The following is an 18123-nucleotide window of genomic DNA, read 5'->3' as shown; positions in this document are numbered from 1 at the left end:
TCGCGCCCCGCCCTCAGCACGTGGCGTCGTCGGGGCGGATCCGCTTGAGGTCGATGAGGTAGTCGTCCACCGCGTCCGTGACGCAGGCGTCGCCGCGGCCGTACGCGGTGTGGCCCACGCCCTCGTAGGTCAGCAGCATGCCGCCGGGGAACTGGGCGGCAAGGCTCTCGGCCTCCTCGTACGGCGTCGCCGGGTCGCCGGTGGTGCCCACGACCAGGACCGGCGGGACGCCCTCGGCGCGGACGCGGTGCGGTCGCTCGGCCCCGGCGGGCCAGTCCTTGCAGACCAGTTCGTCGACGACGCTCGACGTGCCGTAGAGGCCCGCGGTCTTTCCGGCGGCGGCGAGAGCGTCCCAGTAGGGGCGGGCGCCGCGCGGGTGCGGGATGTCGAGGCAGCTGACGGCGAGGAGGGCCTCGTCCTCGTTGTCGGTGCTGTCGGCGCCGCGCGCGCCCGGGCGGGCCGTGGCCTGCGAGGACTCGTCGCCCTCCGCCAGCCCGGCGAGGCCCGTGGCGTCGCCGTCGGCGGCCTCGGTCAGCGCCTCGGAGAGGGGTTCCCAGTCGTCCTCCGGGGTGTACATCGCGGCGGTCACGACATCGAGCAGGGTCCGGGCGTCGACCTCGTACGCCGTCTCGTCGGTGACCGGCAGCGGCTCGCGCCCCGCCTCCTCGTACAACTCCTCGATCAGACCCGATATCTCCTCCGGAGTCGCACCGGGGCAGCCCTCCCCCACGATCTCCGCGCATGCCTCGGCGTACTCCTCGACGGCCCTGCGGAAGCCCTTGCCCTGGCTGATGGCCCGCTCCGACCAGTCCAGGGACGGGTCGACGGCACCGTCGAGTACCAGCGCCCGGACGCGGCGCGGGAACTGTTCGGCGTACGAGGTGCCGAGGCTGGTGCCGTACGACCAGCCGAGGTAGGTCAGCTTCCGGTCGTCGAGGGCCGCCCGCAGGACGTCCATGTCGCGGGCCGCGTCCTCGGTGCCGACCTGGCGCAGGAGGGCGCCGCTGCCCTTCACGCAGCCCGCGGCCTCGGCGTGCGCCGCGGCGAGGGCCCGGTCGCGCTCGTCACGGGTCTTCGGGGTGACGGGGTCCGGGGCGTCGCCCTGCCCGCCCCCGTCGTCCGGCTCCGCGCACTTCACGGCGGGGCGGCTGCCGCCGACGCCCCGCGGGTCGAAGGAGACGATGTCGAAGCGGGCGCGCACCTCGGCGGAGAACACCTCGCCGCTGTCCGAGGCGAGATCGCTCACGCCGGAGACGCCCGGGCCGCCGGGGTTGTAGACGAGCGAGCCGATGCGCTCGGCCGGTTCGGCCGTGGCCGCCTTCGCCACCGGCAGCACGAAGGTCTCGCCGTTCTCGGGGTGGGCGTAGTCGCGGGGCACGGTGAGACGAGCGCAGCGCAGGTCGCCGCACGGGCGCCACGTCAGCTTCTGCGAGTAGAAGCGCTTCAGCTCGGGCCGCGCCGCGGGGTCGGCGCGGACACCGGCCGCCTTGTCCTCGTCACTTTCCGTCCCATGCCCCGCGGTACAGCCGACCAGCGTGAGGGCGGCGAGAGCGGCGAGGGCCGGGGCCAGGGGGTGGCGGCGGAAGGGGTTCGCGCGGGTCAACGGGGGCTCCCGGACCCCGCGAAGAACAGGGCCTCCGAGCCCACCGGGCGGTACCCCGCCGCCTGGAACGCCCGCACGCTGCGCGCGTTGCCCGGTGACTGCTGTGCCCACACCACGGCCCCTTCCGGTATGAGATGCCGGGCCGCGCTCGCCAGGGCGCGGCCGAGTCCCCGGTGACGTACGCCCTCCTCGACCTCGATCGACGTCTCCCAGCGGCCCGCGACGCCCCGGCCGAGCACCAGCACGCCGCCGCCCGCCGCCGACCACACCCGCACGTCGTCGCGGCGCTTGCGGGCGCGGGCGACGCGCGGGTGGTCGGGGTCGTGGAGTTCGCGCAGTTCCAGGCGGGGGTCGGGGGCGCCGGGGCGGGCGGTGGCGGCGGTGAGCAGGTCGACCGTGTCCGTCGTACGGCCCGTGCGGTCCAGGAAGGCGCTGTGGAAGCGGGCGCTCATGGTGGCCGCCAGCGGATCGCAGTCGAGCGAGGCGAGTGTGGACCGCACCCACCGGGGATCCTCGTCGGTGAAGACGACGGAGTGCGCCGTGAAGGCGATCACGCCCGCGTCGCGGTGGGCGGCCTGCGGCACGACCGTGGTGGCACCGTCCGGCGGCGGGAACACACCGCGCGCGGCGGCGTCGAGGAGCGCCCCGAGGGAGGCTGAGGCACTGGCCATGGGCGTACTCCTTGTGATCCGCGCCGGGGACGGCCGCTACCCTAACCCCCGTCAGTAGTGCACCAAGAAGGGGTGGATCCGGTGGCGGACATCGAGGAAGCGCGCAGGACGTTCGACCAGTTCGACGCGGACGGCGACGGCTTCATCACGGCGGCCGAGTGGAAGAGCGCCATGGCCAAGATGGGCGACTTCTACATGACCGAGACGGTGGCCGAGGCCGTCATCGGCGCGAAGGACAGCGACGCGGACAAGTGCCTGTCGTTCGACGAGTTCTGGGCGAGCCTGAAGAAGTAGGCGGAGCGGGAGGGGCCCGGCGCACATGGTGCGCCGGGCCCCTCCGTCGTATGCGTCAGCGGCGGTGCGCAAGGACGCTCCACCGGCCGACGGCTCCAGAGGGTGCGCAGAAGAGGCGGGCCGACGCCCGCTGGGGGCCACCCTCTCCCAGGGCGAGCAGGGGCCCTGACCGCCCCCTCAGCCCCCGCTCCCCTCGCCGGGCCCGTCCGCCCCGCTCCCCTCCCACTCGTCCCCCGCCCCGTACAGCCGCGCCGAAGCGTCCACATGGGCGAGTCGGCGGATCGCGTTGAACACCACTTCGCCGAGCACCGTGCCGACCACCACGCTCTCGACCAGGTCCTCGACCGCGACCCGTCGGCTCACGTAGCCGAGGTCGGCGCGGGCGACGATCTCGGCGGCGTCGGCGTAGCCGTCGAGCAGTTCCGTACTCGCCCCGTGCCCCACCCGGCCCATGGCGGCAAGCGCGCGTGACAGGTCCTCCGCGGCGGGGTTCGACTCATGCGTGCGCCAGCCGCGCCGGGCGATCAGCTGTTCGACGGTGGCCCGCGCCGTGGCCGTCTCGGCGTCGTCGTCGGCGACGCCCTGCCCGCCCAGCCGGTCCGCCGCCGCGCCGAGGACCTTGTGCAGCGGGCGGCCCGGATCGTCGATGGCGCCCAGCACCTCCGCGATCGCGGCCACCTTCAGGCCGCCCACCTCCAGGAGCACGCGGATCAGCCGCAGCCTGCGCTCGTGCACCTCGTCGTAGTGCGCCTGATTGGGGCTGGACAGTTCGCCCGGCGGCAGCAGCCCCTCACGGACGTAGTACTTGATCGTCGGCACCGGCACGCCGGTCCTGCGGCTCAACTCGCCTATACGCACGACCTGTTCCCGCTCCTCTTCATCGATCCCCCGGCCGGATCCCCTTGCCAACCCCTCTCCCCATCATAGATAGTGGCGCTATCAGATAGCAGATAGCGCCACTATCTATTCCCAGCCCATCCGAATCGAGGGGATACCCATGTCTTCATGGCGTTCGTGGCACCGCCCCCTGGTGCTGTTCTCCGCGTCGATGGCCGTCGTGGCCGTCGTCTCCGCGGTGGGGCTCGTGGTCGATGACCGGGTCCTCGTGGGCGCGCCGATCTGGGCGAAGCCGCTGAAGTTCTCGCTCTCGTTCATCGCCTACGGACTCTCGCTCGCCTGGATGCTGTCGCTGCTCGACCGCGGCCGGCGTACGGGATGGTGGGCGGGGACCGTCGTCGCGGCGACCAGCGCCGTCGAGATGCTGATCATCACCGGGCAGGTGGTGCGCGGGAAGCGCAGCCACTTCAACCACCAGACCCCGTTCGACGAGACCCTGTTCAACGCGATGGCCGTCACCGTCGTCATCCTCTGGTTCGCCACCGTCGCCATCGCGGTCCTCCTCCTGCGCGTCCGGATCACCGACCGCGCCTCCGCCTGGGCGATGCGCTGCGGCATCACGATCGCGCTCGCCGGAGCCGCCGTCGGCTTCCTGATGACCCAGCCCGCGGCCGGACAGCGGCGCGGCGAGTCCCCTGTGGTCGGCGCGCACAGTGTCGGCGTCCCGGACGGCGGGCCGTCGATGCCGCTGACCGGTTGGTCGACGACCGGTGGTGACCTGCGCATACCGCACTTCGTCGGCATGCACGCGCTCCAGCTGCTCCCGCTGCTGCTCATGGCGCTGCTGGCTCTCGCGCCGCGTGTGGCCCGCCTCGCCGACGAGCGCGTACGCCTGCGACTCGTCCTGGTGGGCTCGGGCACGTACGCGGCGCTCTTCGCCCTGGTCACCTGGCAGGCACTGCGCGGGCAGCCGCTGATCCACCCGGACGGCGCGACCCTGACGGCGGCCGCCCTGATCGCGGGCGGTGCGGCCGCGGGAACCTACGCGGCCCTGCGGACCCCGACCGGCCCGACCACCCACTCCAGCAAGGAACTCGAGGTCGCGGCATGACCGGCACCCTCTTCGACCTCGCCTTCTACCTGGCCGCCCCCGTCTGGCTCCTCATGATTTTCGCGCCGAACTGGGCCCCGACCGCACGCCTGGCCGCCTCACCCCTGACCGTCCTGCCGGTCCTCGCCGTCTACCTCGCGATGGCGATACCGGTCCTGCCCGAGATGTGGGCCGCGGTCAGCAGCCCCGACATCGACGGCTTCCGCGAACTGACGGCGCGCGCCAACGGCGCAGGCGCGATCTGGGCACAGGTCATCGCCTGGGACCTGCTGCTCGGCCAGTGGATATACCTCCAGGCGCGCCGGCTCGGCGTGCACCCGCTGGTGACGGGACCCCTGCTCGTCCTCACCATCCTGCTGTCGCCGTTCGCCCTGCTGCTCTTCCTCGCCCTGCGCACGACACTCATCCAGCGGCGCGCGACTTCCGGTGCCTGAGGCCCCCGCCGGAATACCCGGGCGGTTCCGGAGGTTACCTCCGTTACGACAGTTCGGATCAGCGAAAGGGCAGTCATGAAGATCGGCATCATCGGCGCGGGCAACATCGGCGGCAACCTCACCCGCCGCCTCACCGCACTCGGCCACGACGTCGCCGTGGCGAACTCCCGCGGCCCGCACACCCTGACCGCCCTCGCCGAGGAGACCGGCGCGACGCCCGTCCCCGTCGAGGAAGCCGCGCGCGGCGCGCAGGTCGTCGTCGTGACGATCCCGCTCAAGGCCGTGCCCGACCTGCCCAAGGGCTTCCTCGACGGGGCGGCGGAGAACGTCGCCGTCATCGACACCGGCAACTACTACCCCCAGCAGCGCGACGGCAGGATCGCCGAGATCGAGGAGGGCCTGCCCGAGAGCCGCTGGACGGAGCGGCAGATCGGCCACCCCGTCATCAAGGCGTTCAACGGCACGTACTCCGACGACATCCTCGACAAGCCGCGCCCCAAGGGCGCCCCGGACCGCGTCGCCCTGCCGGTGTCCGGCGACGACGAGGCCGCCAAGAAGGTCGTACGCGACCTCATCGACGACCTCGGCTTCGACTCCGTCGACAACGGCGGCCAGGACGAGTCGTGGCGCCAGCAGCCCGGAACTCCCGTGTACGGCAACCGCGGTGGTGTCGAGGAGATCCGCAAGGCCCTCGAAGCGGCCACCCCGGAGCGCACGGCCGACTGGCGCGCGTGACCTCTCCCTAGGGGGAGGCCCACTCCCGCATCGCGTCCTCGCTCTCGAAGCGGGCGACGTTCTTGTCCAGCGGGGACGACGTGTACTGGTGGATCTTCCACTGCGCCTGGATGCGCGGCTTGCCCGCCGTGACGTAGTCGGCGATCCACAGTCCGTCGCCCGCGTAGGACGTGTCGTCCCGGTTCAGCCAGAAATCGCGGTTGCAGTAGAGAATCACCCGGTGTCCGGGGCGGAGCCGCTTCACCTCGCGGATGAAGCGGTCCTTCTCCGCGTTGGTGGCGGCCGTGTGGTCCCCCGTCCACTCCCAGTCCACCGCCAGCAGGTCCCCCTGCTCCTCGGGGGCCTTGCCGACGAAGTACTCGGCCTGGGCCGTGATGTTCCCCGGCCACAGGAAGTGGTAGAAGCCGACGACGCAGCCGCCGTCGCGGGCCTGCTTGGTCTGGGCGGCCAGTTTCGGGTTGACGTACGAGCGGCCCTCCGTCGCTTTTATGATCACGAAGGAGACGCCGTCGGTGGAGAACGTGGACTGATGGGAGCTGACGTCGATGCCACGCAGCATGGCGGCCTCCGAGGGCACTGATACGGGGGAGGGGTTTGCGAACTGCCCTTTTTGTGCCCGGTGTCAGCATGCATCAACCGTCAACCGTCAATCTGTCAACGGAAGATGCCCGTGTGCCCGAGTGAATAGCGGCCGGGCTGCGGGTAGACGGCGAGTCCGTGCGGGCCGCTGCCGACCGGGATGCGGGCCAGCTGGACCCCGGTGCGGGTGTCGATGGCGTACACCTCGGAGTCGTAACGGCCCGAGAGCCAGAGCGTGTTGCCGTCCGCCGAGACGCCGCCCATGTCGGGGCTGCCGCCCTGCGGGAGCTTCCACTTCTTGGTGAGCCTGTTCTTCGGGAAGTCGAAGACGGAGACGCTGCCCTCGCCGCGGTTGGAGATGTACATCTCCTTGGAGTCGCGGCTGACGTACAGGCCGTGGCAGCCCTTGCCGGTGCGCAGGAGCTTCGGCGTCGTGAACTTCTCGCCGTCGAGGACCCACATGCCGTGCGCCATCATGTCGGCGATGTAGAACGTCTTGCCGTCCGGGGACATCTTCACGTCCTGCGGCATGGCGCCCTTGAAGGGGATCTTCTGCTGGCCGACGACCTTCATCTTCTCGGTGTCGACCTTGAGGAGTTCGCCGGAGAACTCGCAGGAGACGATGAAGTAGCGCCCGTCCATGGAGAAGTCGGCGTGGTTGACGCCCGCGCAGGTGACGGGGACGGTCTTGACGCGGTTCATGGTCCTCGGGTCGCGGAAGACGAGTTCGCGGTCCATGGAGGCCATGACGACGGCGTGTCTGCCGTTCGGCGTGAAGTAGAGGTTGTACGGGTCCGAGACGTCGACGGTGCGGCCCGTCTCGCCGGTCACCGGGTCGATGGCGGTGAGGCTGTCGCCGAGGTCGTTGTTGACCCAGAGCGTCTTCATGTCCCAGGAGGGGACGACGTGCTGCGGCTGGTCGCCGACCTTGATGGTCTCGATGACCTTGAACGTCTTGGGGTCGATGACGGAGACGGTGTCGGACTCGGTGTTGGGGACGTAGACGCGCGGCAGGAACTTCTTGGCGACGGGCGCGAGGGCGTTCGGCCGGTCGGCGGCGTAGGCGTCCTTGGGGTCGAGGACCGGCGGCATACCGGGCAGGCCGGGGGCGATTCCGGGCTTCGCGGGCTTGCGCACGCCCTCGGTGCCGAGGGCTTCGTCGGAGCGCTTGTCACTGCCGCAGCCGGCGAGAGCGGCGAGCACGGCCGCGGCGGCGAGGGCGGCGGCGGTGCGCTTGGTCAGGCTGAGTCCCCTGGGGGACGTCGGACGGGTGTGGGGCATCAGGTCAGCAACTCCGTGGTCGTCACCGCGCGCAGGCCGCGGCGTTCCAGTTCTTGCAGGACGGCGGGGAGCGCGGCGACCGTGTCCGCGTACCCGAAGTGCAGGCTCACCACGGACCCCGCGCGGACCTCGGTGGCGATCGTGCGGGTGACGGCCGGGGCGCCCGGCGAGGTGAAGTCGAGGGAGTCGACGTCGTACGAGAGGACGTGCGGGTAGCCCGCGCGGTGGGCGAGGCGCGCGACGAGCGGGGTCGCCGTCCTGGCGCGCGAGGGGCGGAACCATGTGCCGATGGAGCCGGTGAGGCGCCGCAGGCGGTCCGCGCAGCCGGTGATCTCGGCGTAGGCGTCGGCCTCGGACATGTCGTTGATGTCGAGGTGGCGCAGGGTGTGGTTGCCGAGGTCGTGGCCGCCGTCGAGGACGCGGCGGGCGAGTGCGGGGTGTTCGTCGAGCCAGCCGCCGACGGCGAGCACGGTGACCTTGGCGCCCGCCTTCTCCGCCTCGGTGAGCAGCGCCTTCGCGGTGGCGGGGTCGCCGTGGCCGTGGAAGGTGAGGGCGACCTGGGGCCGGTCGCGGGGGCCGTGCGTGATCTGTTCGGGGAGACCGGGGAAGCGGCGGGGCGCGGGGCCTGGCCGGGCCGCGGATCCTGGCGAGGGCGCTCTGGAGGTGGGAGGGCCGTTGCGCGCGGGGTCAGAGGGGCGTGTGGGGTCGGTGGCGGCGCGTGCGGATCCCGTGGCGCTCGGGGAGCCCGTACTGCCGCACCCCGCGAGAAGCCCGCAGCCGAGCGCGGCTCCGATGCCCGTGGCGGTCACCGCCGCCCCGGCCCGCAGCACCCCCCGCCGCCCACCGCCGGGGGCGCCCGCGTCCCTCGCATGCTCAGTCACGCGACCATTTAAGGGGCGTATCGCATGATTTTGGGTTATTGACCCGTTTTACGAACCCACCCGGGCGACAGCGCCACACTCAGATGACCTTGCTTATCGCCCGCCACGGCCGCGCTTTAACCAGCCTTTACCAGGCAAGTGGCCCATCTCACCAAGGATTCACCCTTGAGCTGTCCGGATTTGCCCGCAAATAGCCAGGTGAGACTTTTGGATCTTCAGCCCCCGTCTGCCATAGTCGGGGACACGACCCCCATTGACCCGGGCTCAGGTCGTCTCGGCGGTCGTGGATACACCCCAAACTTCCGCGCCGCCTCCCGGAAGCCCCCAGCCCGCTCGCGGCCGCAGGGGGCTTTCGCGCGTCAGCGGTCCGCCACCCGCATCTCGAACCACGTCGTCTTGCCGCGCGGCAGCAGATCCACGCCCCAGCGGTCGGAGAGCTTGTCGACGAGGAAGAGGCCACGTCCGCTCAGGTCCATCTCATGGATGGGCATCAGACAGGGCAGCCCCCGCGACGGATCACGGACCTCCACGCGGATCCAGCCCCGCCGCTTCTCCATGCGCAGACCGAAGACGCGGGCACCGGTGTGCCGTACGGCGTTCCCGACGAGTTCGGAGACGAGCAGGACGACGTCCTCGGTGAGCTTCGGGGAGAGGTGCCAGTGGCGCAGGACGACGACCTGGGCGAGGCGGCGCGCGATGGCGGCCGACTCCGGGCGCGAGGGCAGCGGCACCTCCGCGTCCGTCGGATTGCCGAACAACTCCAGTGCCTTGAGCGCGTGTTCGTCCTCTACCGCCGGCGACCAGCGCGCCGCGGTCGCACTCCCGTGCCGCCGCGGCCGTTCATAACCCTCCAGCCCCGCCATGCCCCCCATCATGGCCGCCCAGCGGGCCCTGCGGGGCCGTTCCGGAGGAATAAGCCCCCCGGAACCAACCATTCCGGGGGGCACGGTAGGCATATGCCGCTGGCAGAAATGAACCGGAGAAGCGGCCCTCACCTGCGATGACTTCCCGCTTACGGGTGATCACCCACGGCCTCGGGCCGGACAGGTTTAAGGTTGTCTTAAGCCACCGATAAACCGCTCCTTCGGGGGAACCGTCAGGCTGACCGCAAGTCAACTCGGCGGGTGGGCAAGGGAGTTCATACGAACTTCGCCTTGCCCGGGCCCTCCTCGACGAAGCTCCGCATGCCCCGCTGCCGGTCCTCCGTGGCGAACAGCCCCGCGAACCACGTGCGTTCGATGGCCAGGCCCGTGTCGATGTCCGTCTCCAGGCCCGCGTCGATGGACTCCTTGGCGGCGCGCAGCGCGATGGCCGGGCCCTGCGCGAGCCGCGCGGCCCAGGCGTGCGCCTGCTCGTACACCTCGGCGGCGGGTACGACCCGGTCCACCAGGCCGATGGCGAGCGCCTCCTCGGCCTTCACCTGGCGGCCGGTGAAGATGAGGTCCTTGGCCTTGGACGGGCCGACGAGGCGGGCCAGGCGCTGGGTGCCGCCCGCGCCGGGGATGAGGCCGAGCAGGATCTCCGGCTGGCCGAGCTTGACGTTGTCGGCGGCGATGCGGAAGTCCGCGCAGAGCGCGAGTTCGCAGCCGCCGCCGAGCGCGTAACCGTTGACGGCGGCGACGACCGGCTTGGGGATGCGGGCCACCGCGGTGAAGGACTCCTGGAGGGCCCCGGACCGCGCGATCATGGCCGCGTGGTCCATGGCCTGCATCTCCTTGATGTCCGCGCCCGCCGCGAACACCTTCTCGCCGCCGTGGATCACCACGGCGCGCACGTCGTCGCGGCGCGTGGCCTCGGCGGCGAGTTCCTTGAGGCGGTCCTGGGTGGCGATGTCCAGGGCGTTCATGGGGGGACGGTCGAGTCGGATCGTGCCGACGCCTTCGGCGACTTCGAGGTGTGCAGTCATGGGACGCACGTTAGCGGGGGTTAACGCGGAGGGACCCGGTGCACTTGGTCACATGTGCCGGGCCCCTCACTCACTCCGTACGCGGTGGCGTTACGCCTTCCACTTCTCCCACGACATGTTCCAGCCGTTGTAGCCGTTGTCGGGCTGGATGTTCTTGTCCGCGGAGTTCTTCACCACGACGACGTCGCCGATCAGCGAGTTGTTGAAGAACCAGCCGGCGGGCGTCTTCTTGCTGTAGCCGCCGCGCACGTCGCTCAGGCCGATGCAGCCGTGGCTGGCGTTGGAGTTGCCGAAGACGCCGCCCGCCCAGTAGTTGCCGTGGATGAACGTGCCGGAGGTCGACAGGCGCATCGCGTGCGGGACGTCCTTGATGTCGTACTCGCCGCCGAAGCCGACGGTCTCGCCGTTCATCCGGGTGACCTGGAGCTTCTCGCTGATGACCATCTGGCCGTTGTACGTGGTCGTGCCGGGCGCGCCCGCGGTGATCGGGATCTTCTTGATCTGCTTGCCGTCGCGGACGACCTTCATCTGGTGCGTCTTGGCGTCGACGGTGGAGACCTGGCTGCGGCCGATGGTGAAGTCCAGGGTCTTGGACTGCTTGCCGTAGACGCCCGGGCGGCCCTCGACGCCGTCGAGGTTGAGCTTGACGGTGACCTTCGTGCCGGGCTTCCAGTACTTCTCCGGGCGGAAGTCGATGCGGTCGTTGCCGAACCAGTGGCCCTCGACCGGCACGGACGGCTCGGTCTTGATCTCGATGGCCTTCTCGACGGCCTTCGGGTCGGTGATGCCGCGCGTGAACCGCACCGAGAACGGCATTCCGACGCCGACCTTCGAGCCGTCCTCCGGTGTGAACTGGCCGATGAAGGTGTTCTGCGGGGTGAGGGTGGTGAAGGAGGTGTCCTTGGCCGACGCGCGGCCCTCGGAGTCCTTCGCCACCGCGTGGACCTTGTACGTCGTGGCCGCCGCGAGGTGGTGCGCGGGCGTCCAGGCCGCGCCACCCGAGGTGATCTTGCCGGGGACCGGGTTGCCCTTGCTGTCCTCGACCTTGACCTGGGAGAGCTTGCCCTTGTCGGCGGCTATCTTCAGGGCCCCGCTGGTGGCCACCGATTTCGCGCCGTCCTTGGGGGCTATCGTCACGACCGCCGCCGATGGCGCGTTCTTGTCCGCCTTGTCCTTGCCCCCGTCGCCCGCGTCCGAGCCTCCGCCGCCGCAGGCCGCCACCGCGAGCATCGCCGCTCCCGACAGCACCGCCGTCAGCCCCCTGGCGCCCCTTCGCCGCACGCGCGTACGCGCGCCAACCGACGCCCCCGATATCGGTCGCCCGTTCAAGATGTGTCTCCCCTCGCACGGCCTGGATCCAGGCCCGCACCCCAGTGCACCTGCGCGTTTCAGACACGCGCAAGCGATAGATAACCACACGGCTCCGGGCGATGACTCCCCGCCAATGTCACCGTTCCGTTCCAACTGACCGAGGGGTGCGGGTGGATCATGATCAGCCGTTCTTCAGCCACTCCTTCCACTCCATGTTCCAGCCGCCGAGGCCGTTGTCGGGAGCGACCTTCTTGTCATCGCTGTTGATCACTTCGACGACGTCACCGATGAGGGTCCGGTCGAAGAACCAGCCCCCGGGTGTCTTGGAACTGCCGCCCTTCACGTCGCGCAGGCCCACGCAGCCGTGGCTGACATTGGTGTTGCCGGGGGCGTCCGGGGCCCAGTAGTTGCCGTGCAGGAAGGTGCCGGAGGTCGTCAGGCGGATGGCGTGCGGCACGTCGGGGATGTCGTACTCGCCGCCGAAGCCGACGGTGCGGCTGTTCATGCGGGTCACCTCCAGCATCTCCGTTACCACCATCTTCCCGTTGTACGTGGGGGTCTTGGGGGCGCCCGCGGTGATCGGCACGGTGGAGATCAGCTCGCCGTCGCGGCGCACCTCCATGGTGTGCTCGGCGGCGTCGACCAGGGAGACCTGGCTGCGGCCGACGGTGAACGCGAAGGTCTTGTCCTGGAGGCCGTAGACCCCAGGGGCGGCCTCGACGTCGCGCAGGCGCAGGCCGACGGTGACCCTCGTGCCGGGCTTCCAGTACTTCTCGGGGCGGAAGTCCACGCGGTTCTTGCCGTACCAGTGCGGGCGGATTTCGACGGCCGGGCGGGCGGTGACCTCGATGGCGCGCTGGACGGCGGCGCGGTTCTCGACCTCCTGGTTGAACTCCAGGGAGACGATCATTCCGGTGCCGACCGTGGAGCGGTTCTCGGGCGCCACGTAGGCGACGAAGCGCTTGTCGGGGACCTCCGTGCGGAACGTGGTGTGCCGGGCGGTGCGGCGGCCGTGGCCGTCCAGGGCGACGGCGTCGACCTTGTAGGTGGCGGCGACGGCGAGCGGGCCCTTGTCCAGGGGGCGCCAGGTCATGCCGTCCTCGCCGATGCGGCCCGGCACATCGAACTGCTGCGCGTCCTGCGTCCGGACGACCTCGACCGACTCCAGACGGCCGCCGGGGACCTTCACCTCCAGCCGTTCGTCGGGCTTGACCCCTTTGCTCTGGTCGTCGGGTGTCACCCGGATCGCGTCCGCGGGCGAGCGCGGTTTCCCGAGGACTCCGTCCAGGCCCTCGCCGGAACAGCCCGCCGCCCCGGCCAGCAGGCCGACCCATGTCACTACCGCGGCCAGCGCGGCCCCTGCGCGCCGTGCGCGCCTCGCAACCTGTCTCACGTGGGACCCAACGACCGTCCCGGCTCGGGGAAACGTGAGTGCGACGCGTGCGCTGGGCAGAACAGTGGGGAGGACGACGTAGGGGGAGCCGCGGCCGGGACGCCGCACGCCCTTCTTCGCGCGTCGGCCGACAGAGCCGCGGGAGGCTGACAGGTGTCGAGCGCATCCGAGCAAGGGGCAGTGCGGGAGGCACGGGCGAAGGGGCGCGCCGCGCCCGAGCGGCCCGCCCCCGCGGTGAACGGGAGCAGGCGGCCCGCGGGGCGCGCGGTGCCGACGCGGCCGGTGTGGCCGGGGGCGCCGACGCCGCTCGGGGCGCGCTTCCGGGTGGGGCCCGACGGGGTGGCGGGGACCAACTTCGCGCTGTGGGCGGGCGGGGCGGAGTCGGTGGAGCTGTGCCTCTTCGACTCGGAGGGCGGTGAGACGCGCTGTCCGCTGACCGAGCTGACGCACGAGATCTGGCACGGTTTCGTGCCGGGCGTGCGGCCGGGCCAGCGGTACGGGTACCGGGTCCACGGCCGCTGGGATCCGTGGACGGGCGCCCGCTGGAACCCGGCGAAGCTGCTCCTGGATCCGTACGCGCGTGCGGTCGACGGTGATTTCACGCTGCCCGCGGAGGTGTACGGGCATGTGCGCGACTGGCCCCAGCAGCATGTGGCGGACACCGTGCGCGACGACCGGGACTCGGCGCCGTACGTCCCCAAGGGCGTGGTCGTGCACGACGACGCGCCGGACGACGAGTGGGCCGACGACCGGCGGCCCAAGACGCCGTGGGCGGACTCGGTCATCTACGAGCTGCATGTGCGGGGCTTCACCAAGCTGCATCCGGGGATCCCGCAGGAGCTGCGGGGCACGTACGCGGGGCTGGCGCATCCGGCGGCGCTTGAGCATCTCGTACGCCTCGGGGTGACGGCGGTCGAGCTGCTTCCGGTGCATCAGTTCGCGCACGAGGACCATCTGCTCCGGCGTGGCCTGCGCAACTACTGGGGGTACAACTCGATCGGCTACTTCGCGCCGCACGCGGCGTACGCGGCGTCGGGGACGACGGGGCAGCAGGTCGGCGAGTTCAAGCGGATGGTGCGCGCGCTGCACGAGGCGGGGATCGAGGTGATCCTCGACGTCGTCTACAACCACACGGCGGAGGCCGGTGAGCTGGGCCCGATGCTGTCGCTGAAGGGCATCGACAACCGCGGCTACTACCGGCTCCAGCCGAACGACGCACGGCGGTACGCGGACTACACGGGCTGCGGGAACACGCTCCAGGTCGTCCAGCCGCACGTGCTGCGCCTCATCACGGACTCGCTGCGGTACTGGGTGACGGAGATGGGCGTGGACGGCTTCCGCTTCGATCTGGCGGCGGCGCTCGCGCGCTCCTTCCACGATGTCGACATGCTCTCGCCGTTCCTCGCGGTGATCGCGCAGGACCCGGTCCTGCGCCGCGTGAAGCTGATCGCCGAGCCGTGGGACGTGGGTTCGGGCGGCTACCAGGTGGGGGCGTTCCCGCCGCTGTGGACGGAGTGGAACGACCGCTACCGAGGGGCGGTACGGGATTTCTGGCGGGGCGCGCTGCCGGACGTACGGGATCTGGGGTACCGGCTCTCGGGGTCGAGCGACCTGTACGCGTGGGGCGGGCGCAGGCCGTACGCGTCGGTGAACTTCGTGACCGCGCACGACGGCTTCACGCTGCGGGACCTGGTGTCGTACGAGAGGAAGCACAACGAGGCCAACGGCGAGGGGAACCGGGACGGCTCGGACGACAACCGCTCCTGGAACTGCGGGGCCGAGGGCGAGAGCGACGACGCGGACATCGCGGCGCTGCGCCGCCGCCAGCTGCGCAACCTCATGACGACGCTGCTGCTCTCGACCGGTGTGCCGATGTTCGTCGCGGGTGACGAGATGGGGCGTACGCAGGGCGGCTCGAACAACGCCTACTGCCAGGACAACGAGATCAGCTGGGTCGACTGGGGGCTGCGGGAGGAGCCGGGGTGGCGGGAGCTGTTCGCGCTCACCGCCCGGCTGATCGAGCTGAGGCACCGGCATCCGGTGCTGCGGCGGCGGGCGTTCTTCTCGGGGCGGGCGCACTCGGCGGACGGGCTGCGGGATCTGGCGTGGTTCACGGCGCGCGGCACGGAGATGACGGAGGCCGACTGGTACGCGCCCGCCGCGACGCTCGGCATGTATCTGTCCGGGCGGGACATACCGGGGCGTGACGCCCGGGGGGCGCCGGTGGTCGACGACAGTTTCCTCGCGGTCCTGCACGCGGGCGAGCGTGCGTCGCGGTTCGTGCTGCCGGGGCCGCCGTGGGCCTCGTCGTACGAGGTCGTGGTGGACACGGCGCTGGAGGAGCAGGGGGCGGCGCCGGGCACCGTGCATCGGGCCGGGGGTGCGGTGGTGGTGGGGGCGCGGTCGGTGGTGCTGTTGCGGGTCAGCGGCTGAATTCGCCGTTCCGGGGGGTTGGTCCAGACCGGAGTATTGCCGCGCCCGCGGGGCGGGTCCAAGCTCGGGCCATGGACCTGGAGTTGCGGCACCTGAAGACGATCCGTGCGATCGCCGACGCGGGCAGCCTCACCAAGGCGGCCACCGCGCTCGGGCTCGCCCAGCCCGCCCTGAGCGCGCAGTTGAAGCGGATCGAGCGCGCGCTCGGCGGGGAGCTTTTCGAGCGGGGGCGGCACGGGGTGCGGGCCACCGCGCTCGGCGAGTTCGTGCTGGCGCGGGCCCGGGTCGTGCTGCCCGCGGTGAGCGGGCTGCGCGAGGAGGCGCAGCGGTTCGCGCGGGCCTGGGAGGGCGGCGCGGGGTTCCGGCTCGGCGGGACGCACGGGCCGCTGCTCGGCGCGCTGGTGGACCGGCTCGCCGCCGCGCATCCGGGGGCGCCGGTGTCGACCCACACCTCCTGGTCGGAGCGGGAGATCGCGGCCCGTACGGCGGCCGGGCGGCTGGACTTCGCGCTGGTGGGGACGTGCGGGGCGAGCGCGCCGCCGCAGAGCGAGCTGCTGGTGTGGCGGGAGGTGGGCCGCGACCCCGTCTTCGTCATGCTGCCGACGGGCCATCCGCTGGCCGGCCGCCAGGAGATCGAGCTGGCGCTGCTCGCCGGTGAGGCGTGGACGGATGTGCCGGGGGACGGGTGTTTCGGGGACTGCTTCACGGCGGCGTGCGCGCGTGCGGGGTTCACGCCCTCGGGGGTGTACGAGACGGATGTCGCGTCCTGCGTTCATCTGGTGCAGGTGGGGCGGGCGGTGGGCCTGTGCCGGGCCACTTTCCCGCCGACGCCGGGCGTGGTGACGCGGCCCCTCGCAGGGACGCCGCTGTACTGGCGCCATGTGCTCGGCTGGCATCCGGCGGCTCCGGCCCACGACAGCGCGGCGGCGGTCTTCGCCCAGGCGCGGGCGGCGCACGCCGAGGCGGCGGCCCGCAGCGAGAGCTACACGGCGTGGCTGGCGGCGCCGTCCCCTGCGCCTGGGTCCTGAGCCGCCGCTGCGCGGCGGATGCTTTCCCACCCACCCACCCGTTGCCCCGGGCAGGTGTCTTCCCGTAGGGGCGGCCCCGGGGAGGGGCCTTCCCGTAGGGGCGCGGTGAGGGGCGGTTCCATAACACCGGGTACCGGGGGTGACTGACAGCTGCCCGCGGCCAGTTGAGGGTTCTACGTTGTGGGCGATCGATCCCCGCTCACCCCTCGCCCCCCGAGGAGACCCCCGCATGCTCCCCCTTCCCCACAGACGCGCCGCCGCGACCCGCGCCGCGCTCATCGCGGCCGGCGCGCTGGTGCTCGCCGCGCTGCCCGGCAGTGCCTTCGCGCAGGCCGATCCCGCCGCCTCCCCGGTCCGCTCCCCCGCCGAGAGCGCCGCCGTCGGCAAGACCTCTCCCGGAGTCTTGAAGGCGATGCAGCGCGACCTCGGCCTCACGTCGGCGCAGGCCAAGGCTCGTTTGGTCAACGAGGCCGAGGCCGGCGCCGACGCGGGAGCGCTGCGCAACGCGCTCGGCCGTGACTTCGCCGGTGCCTGGGTGCACGGCGCCACCTCCCAGAAGCTCACCGTGGCCACCACCGACGCCGCCGACGTCCCGCTCATCGAGGCACGCGGCGCACAGGCGCGGGTCGTGCCGCATTCGATATCCGAACTCGACGCCGCCAAGGGCAGGCTGGACCGCGCCGCGAAGAAGCAGGCGACGCGGGACGCGCCCGTCTGGTACGTCGACGTACGCTCCAACGCGGTCGTCGTGCACGCGGTGAAGGCCGCCGCCGCGAAGTCCCTCGTCTCCGCGGCGGGCGTCGACTCCGCCCTCGTACGCGTGGAGAGGACCCAGGAGAGGCCCCGCCCGCTGTACGACCTCGTGGGCGGTGAGGCGTACTACATGGGAGGCGGCCGCTGCTCCATCGGCTTCTCCGTCACCAAGGGCGCGCAGCAGGGCTTCGCCACGGCGGGGCACTGCGGGCGCGCGGGCACGGCGACCACCGGCTACAACCGGGTGGCCCAGGGCACGTTCCAGGCGTCCATCTTCCCCGGCAGGGACATGGCCTGGGTCGCCACGAACACGCAGTGGACCGCCACCCCGTACGTGAAGGGCCCGGGCGGCCAGCGGGTCGGCGTCGGGGGCTCCACACAGTCCCCGGTGGGTGCGTCGATCTGCCGGTCTGGCTCCACGACGGGGTGGCACTGCGGCACCATCTCGCAGCACAACACCAGCGTCACCTACCCCGAGGGCACCATCAGCGGCGTGACCAGGACGACGGTCTGCGCGGAGCCCGGCGACTCGGGCGGCTCCTACATCTCCGGGAGCCAGGCGCAGGGCGTCACGTCGGGCGGTTCGGGCAACTGCCGCAGCGGCGGTACGACGTTCCACCAGCCGATCAATCCGCTGCTCCAGCAGTTCGGTCTGACGCTCAGGACCACGGGCGGCGGTGACCCCGGGCCCGGCGACCCCGAGCCGGGCGGCACCTGGGCCGCGGGCAAGGTGTACGCCGCGGGTGACTCGGTCACGTACGGCGGCTCGACCTACCGGTGCCTCCAGCCGCATCAGGCGCAGACCGGCTGGGAGCCGCCCGGTACGCCCGCGCTGTGGGAAGCCGTCTAGAACGCCGGCCGGCCCTGACGGTT

At 71.7% G+C, this 18123-nt stretch carries 17 protein-coding genes; 7 read left to right on the top strand and 10 right to left on the bottom strand.

The features are described from left to right. Positions 1-13 precede the first annotated feature (13 nt). Both DMA15_RS26275 and DMA15_RS26270 read right to left on the bottom strand, forming a co-directional pair. Complete coding sequence (locus DMA15_RS26275; RefSeq protein WP_125515225.1) at positions 14-1603, bottom strand: alpha/beta hydrolase; 1590 nt, start codon at positions 1601-1603, stop codon at positions 14-16. Then, complete coding sequence (locus DMA15_RS26270) at positions 1600-2274, bottom strand: GNAT family N-acetyltransferase (protein ID WP_125515224.1); 675 nt, start codon at positions 2272-2274, stop codon at positions 1600-1602. The genes DMA15_RS26275 and DMA15_RS26270 overlap by 4 nt, the downstream gene beginning before the upstream one ends. Positions 2275-2355: 81 nt before the next feature. Between DMA15_RS26270 and DMA15_RS26265 the strand changes: the two genes are divergently transcribed. After that, positions 2356-2568 (top strand): EF-hand domain-containing protein, encoded by a 213-nt coding sequence (locus tag DMA15_RS26265; protein ID WP_125515223.1) that lies wholly within the window; start codon positions 2356-2358, stop codon positions 2566-2568. Positions 2569-2745: 177 nt separating this feature from the next. Here the strand turns inward: DMA15_RS26265 and DMA15_RS26260 are convergent, their stop codons facing one another. Further along, a complete protein-coding gene (locus DMA15_RS26260; protein WP_125515222.1) occupies positions 2746-3426 on the bottom strand; it encodes a MerR family transcriptional regulator in 681 nt (226 codons plus the stop codon). A gap of 139 nt (positions 3427-3565) precedes the next feature. On the opposite strand from DMA15_RS26260, the gene DMA15_RS26255 reads away from it, so the two are divergent. From DMA15_RS26255 to DMA15_RS26245, 3 genes are read left to right on the top strand one after another with little or no spacing between them, the layout of a single operon-like run. Beyond that, complete coding sequence (locus tag DMA15_RS26255; RefSeq protein ID WP_125515221.1) at positions 3566-4516, top strand: hypothetical protein; 951 nt, start codon at positions 3566-3568, stop codon at positions 4514-4516. Continuing rightward, positions 4513-4950 (top strand): ABA4-like family protein, encoded by a 438-nt coding sequence (locus tag DMA15_RS26250; RefSeq protein ID WP_125515220.1) that lies wholly within the window; start codon positions 4513-4515, stop codon positions 4948-4950. The genes DMA15_RS26255 and DMA15_RS26250 overlap by 4 nt, the downstream gene beginning before the upstream one ends. A 57-nt stretch (positions 4951-5007) precedes the next feature. Next, the gene (locus DMA15_RS26245) at positions 5008-5685 is read left to right on the top strand and encodes an NAD(P)-binding domain-containing protein (protein ID WP_276314398.1); all 678 of its coding nucleotides are present in this window, start codon (positions 5008-5010) and stop codon (positions 5683-5685) included. A 7-nt stretch (positions 5686-5692) separates the two neighbouring features. On the opposite strand, the gene DMA15_RS26240 is transcribed toward DMA15_RS26245, so the two are convergent. From DMA15_RS26240 to DMA15_RS26210, 7 genes are all read right to left on the bottom strand, one after another. Beyond that, positions 5693-6244 (bottom strand): glycoside hydrolase family 25 protein, encoded by a 552-nt coding sequence (locus DMA15_RS26240; protein WP_125515218.1) that lies wholly within the window; start codon positions 6242-6244, stop codon positions 5693-5695. A 95-nt stretch (positions 6245-6339) separates the two neighbouring features. Continuing rightward, entirely contained in the window at positions 6340-7545 is a 1206-nt protein-coding gene (locus tag DMA15_RS26235) for a PQQ-binding-like beta-propeller repeat protein (RefSeq protein WP_125515217.1), read from the bottom strand. Next, positions 7545-8426 carry a polysaccharide deacetylase family protein gene (locus tag DMA15_RS26230; RefSeq protein WP_240659936.1) on the bottom strand — a complete coding sequence of 294 codons (882 nt, stop codon included), beginning with the start codon at positions 8424-8426 and terminating at the stop codon, positions 7545-7547. Before DMA15_RS26230 ends, DMA15_RS26235 begins: the two co-directional genes overlap by 1 nt. A gap of 359 nt (positions 8427-8785) precedes the next feature. Beyond that, entirely contained in the window at positions 8786-9289 is a 504-nt protein-coding gene (locus DMA15_RS26225; RefSeq protein WP_125515216.1) for an ATP-binding protein, read from the bottom strand. 275 nt (positions 9290-9564) lie between these two features. Continuing rightward, entirely contained in the window at positions 9565-10332 is a 768-nt protein-coding gene (locus DMA15_RS26220) for an enoyl-CoA hydratase-related protein (protein WP_125515215.1), read from the bottom strand. Positions 10333-10422: 90 nt separating this feature from the next. Then, positions 10423-11661 (bottom strand): Ig-like domain-containing protein, encoded by a 1239-nt coding sequence (locus tag DMA15_RS26215; RefSeq protein WP_125515214.1) that lies wholly within the window; start codon positions 11659-11661, stop codon positions 10423-10425. Positions 11662-11824: 163 nt separating this feature from the next. Beyond that, a complete protein-coding gene (locus DMA15_RS26210; RefSeq protein WP_240659935.1) occupies positions 11825-12982 on the bottom strand; it encodes an Ig-like domain-containing protein in 1158 nt (385 codons plus the stop codon). Positions 12983-13189: 207 nt separating this feature from the next. On the opposite strand from DMA15_RS26210, the gene glgX reads away from it, so the two are divergent. The 3 genes from glgX (at position 13190) to DMA15_RS26195 (ending at position 18100) form a co-directional block, all read left to right on the top strand. Continuing rightward, complete coding sequence (gene glgX, locus DMA15_RS26205) at positions 13190-15469, top strand: glycogen debranching protein GlgX (protein ID WP_125515212.1); 2280 nt, start codon at positions 13190-13192, stop codon at positions 15467-15469. Positions 15470-15540: 71 nt separating this feature from the next. After that, positions 15541-16497 (top strand): LysR family transcriptional regulator, encoded by a 957-nt coding sequence (locus tag DMA15_RS26200; RefSeq protein WP_125515211.1) that lies wholly within the window; start codon positions 15541-15543, stop codon positions 16495-16497. Between the two features lie 229 nt (positions 16498-16726). Further along, complete coding sequence (locus tag DMA15_RS26195) at positions 16727-18100, top strand: carbohydrate-binding protein (protein ID WP_125515210.1); 1374 nt, start codon at positions 16727-16729, stop codon at positions 18098-18100. The last annotated feature ends 23 nt before the right edge of the window (positions 18101-18123 follow it).

The organism is Streptomyces sp. WAC 01529, from assembly GCF_003945545.1.
Classification (GTDB): domain Bacteria; phylum Actinomycetota; class Actinomycetes; order Streptomycetales; family Streptomycetaceae; genus Streptomyces; species Streptomyces anatolicus.
This window is presented reverse-complemented; position numbering and strand designations above follow the sequence as displayed.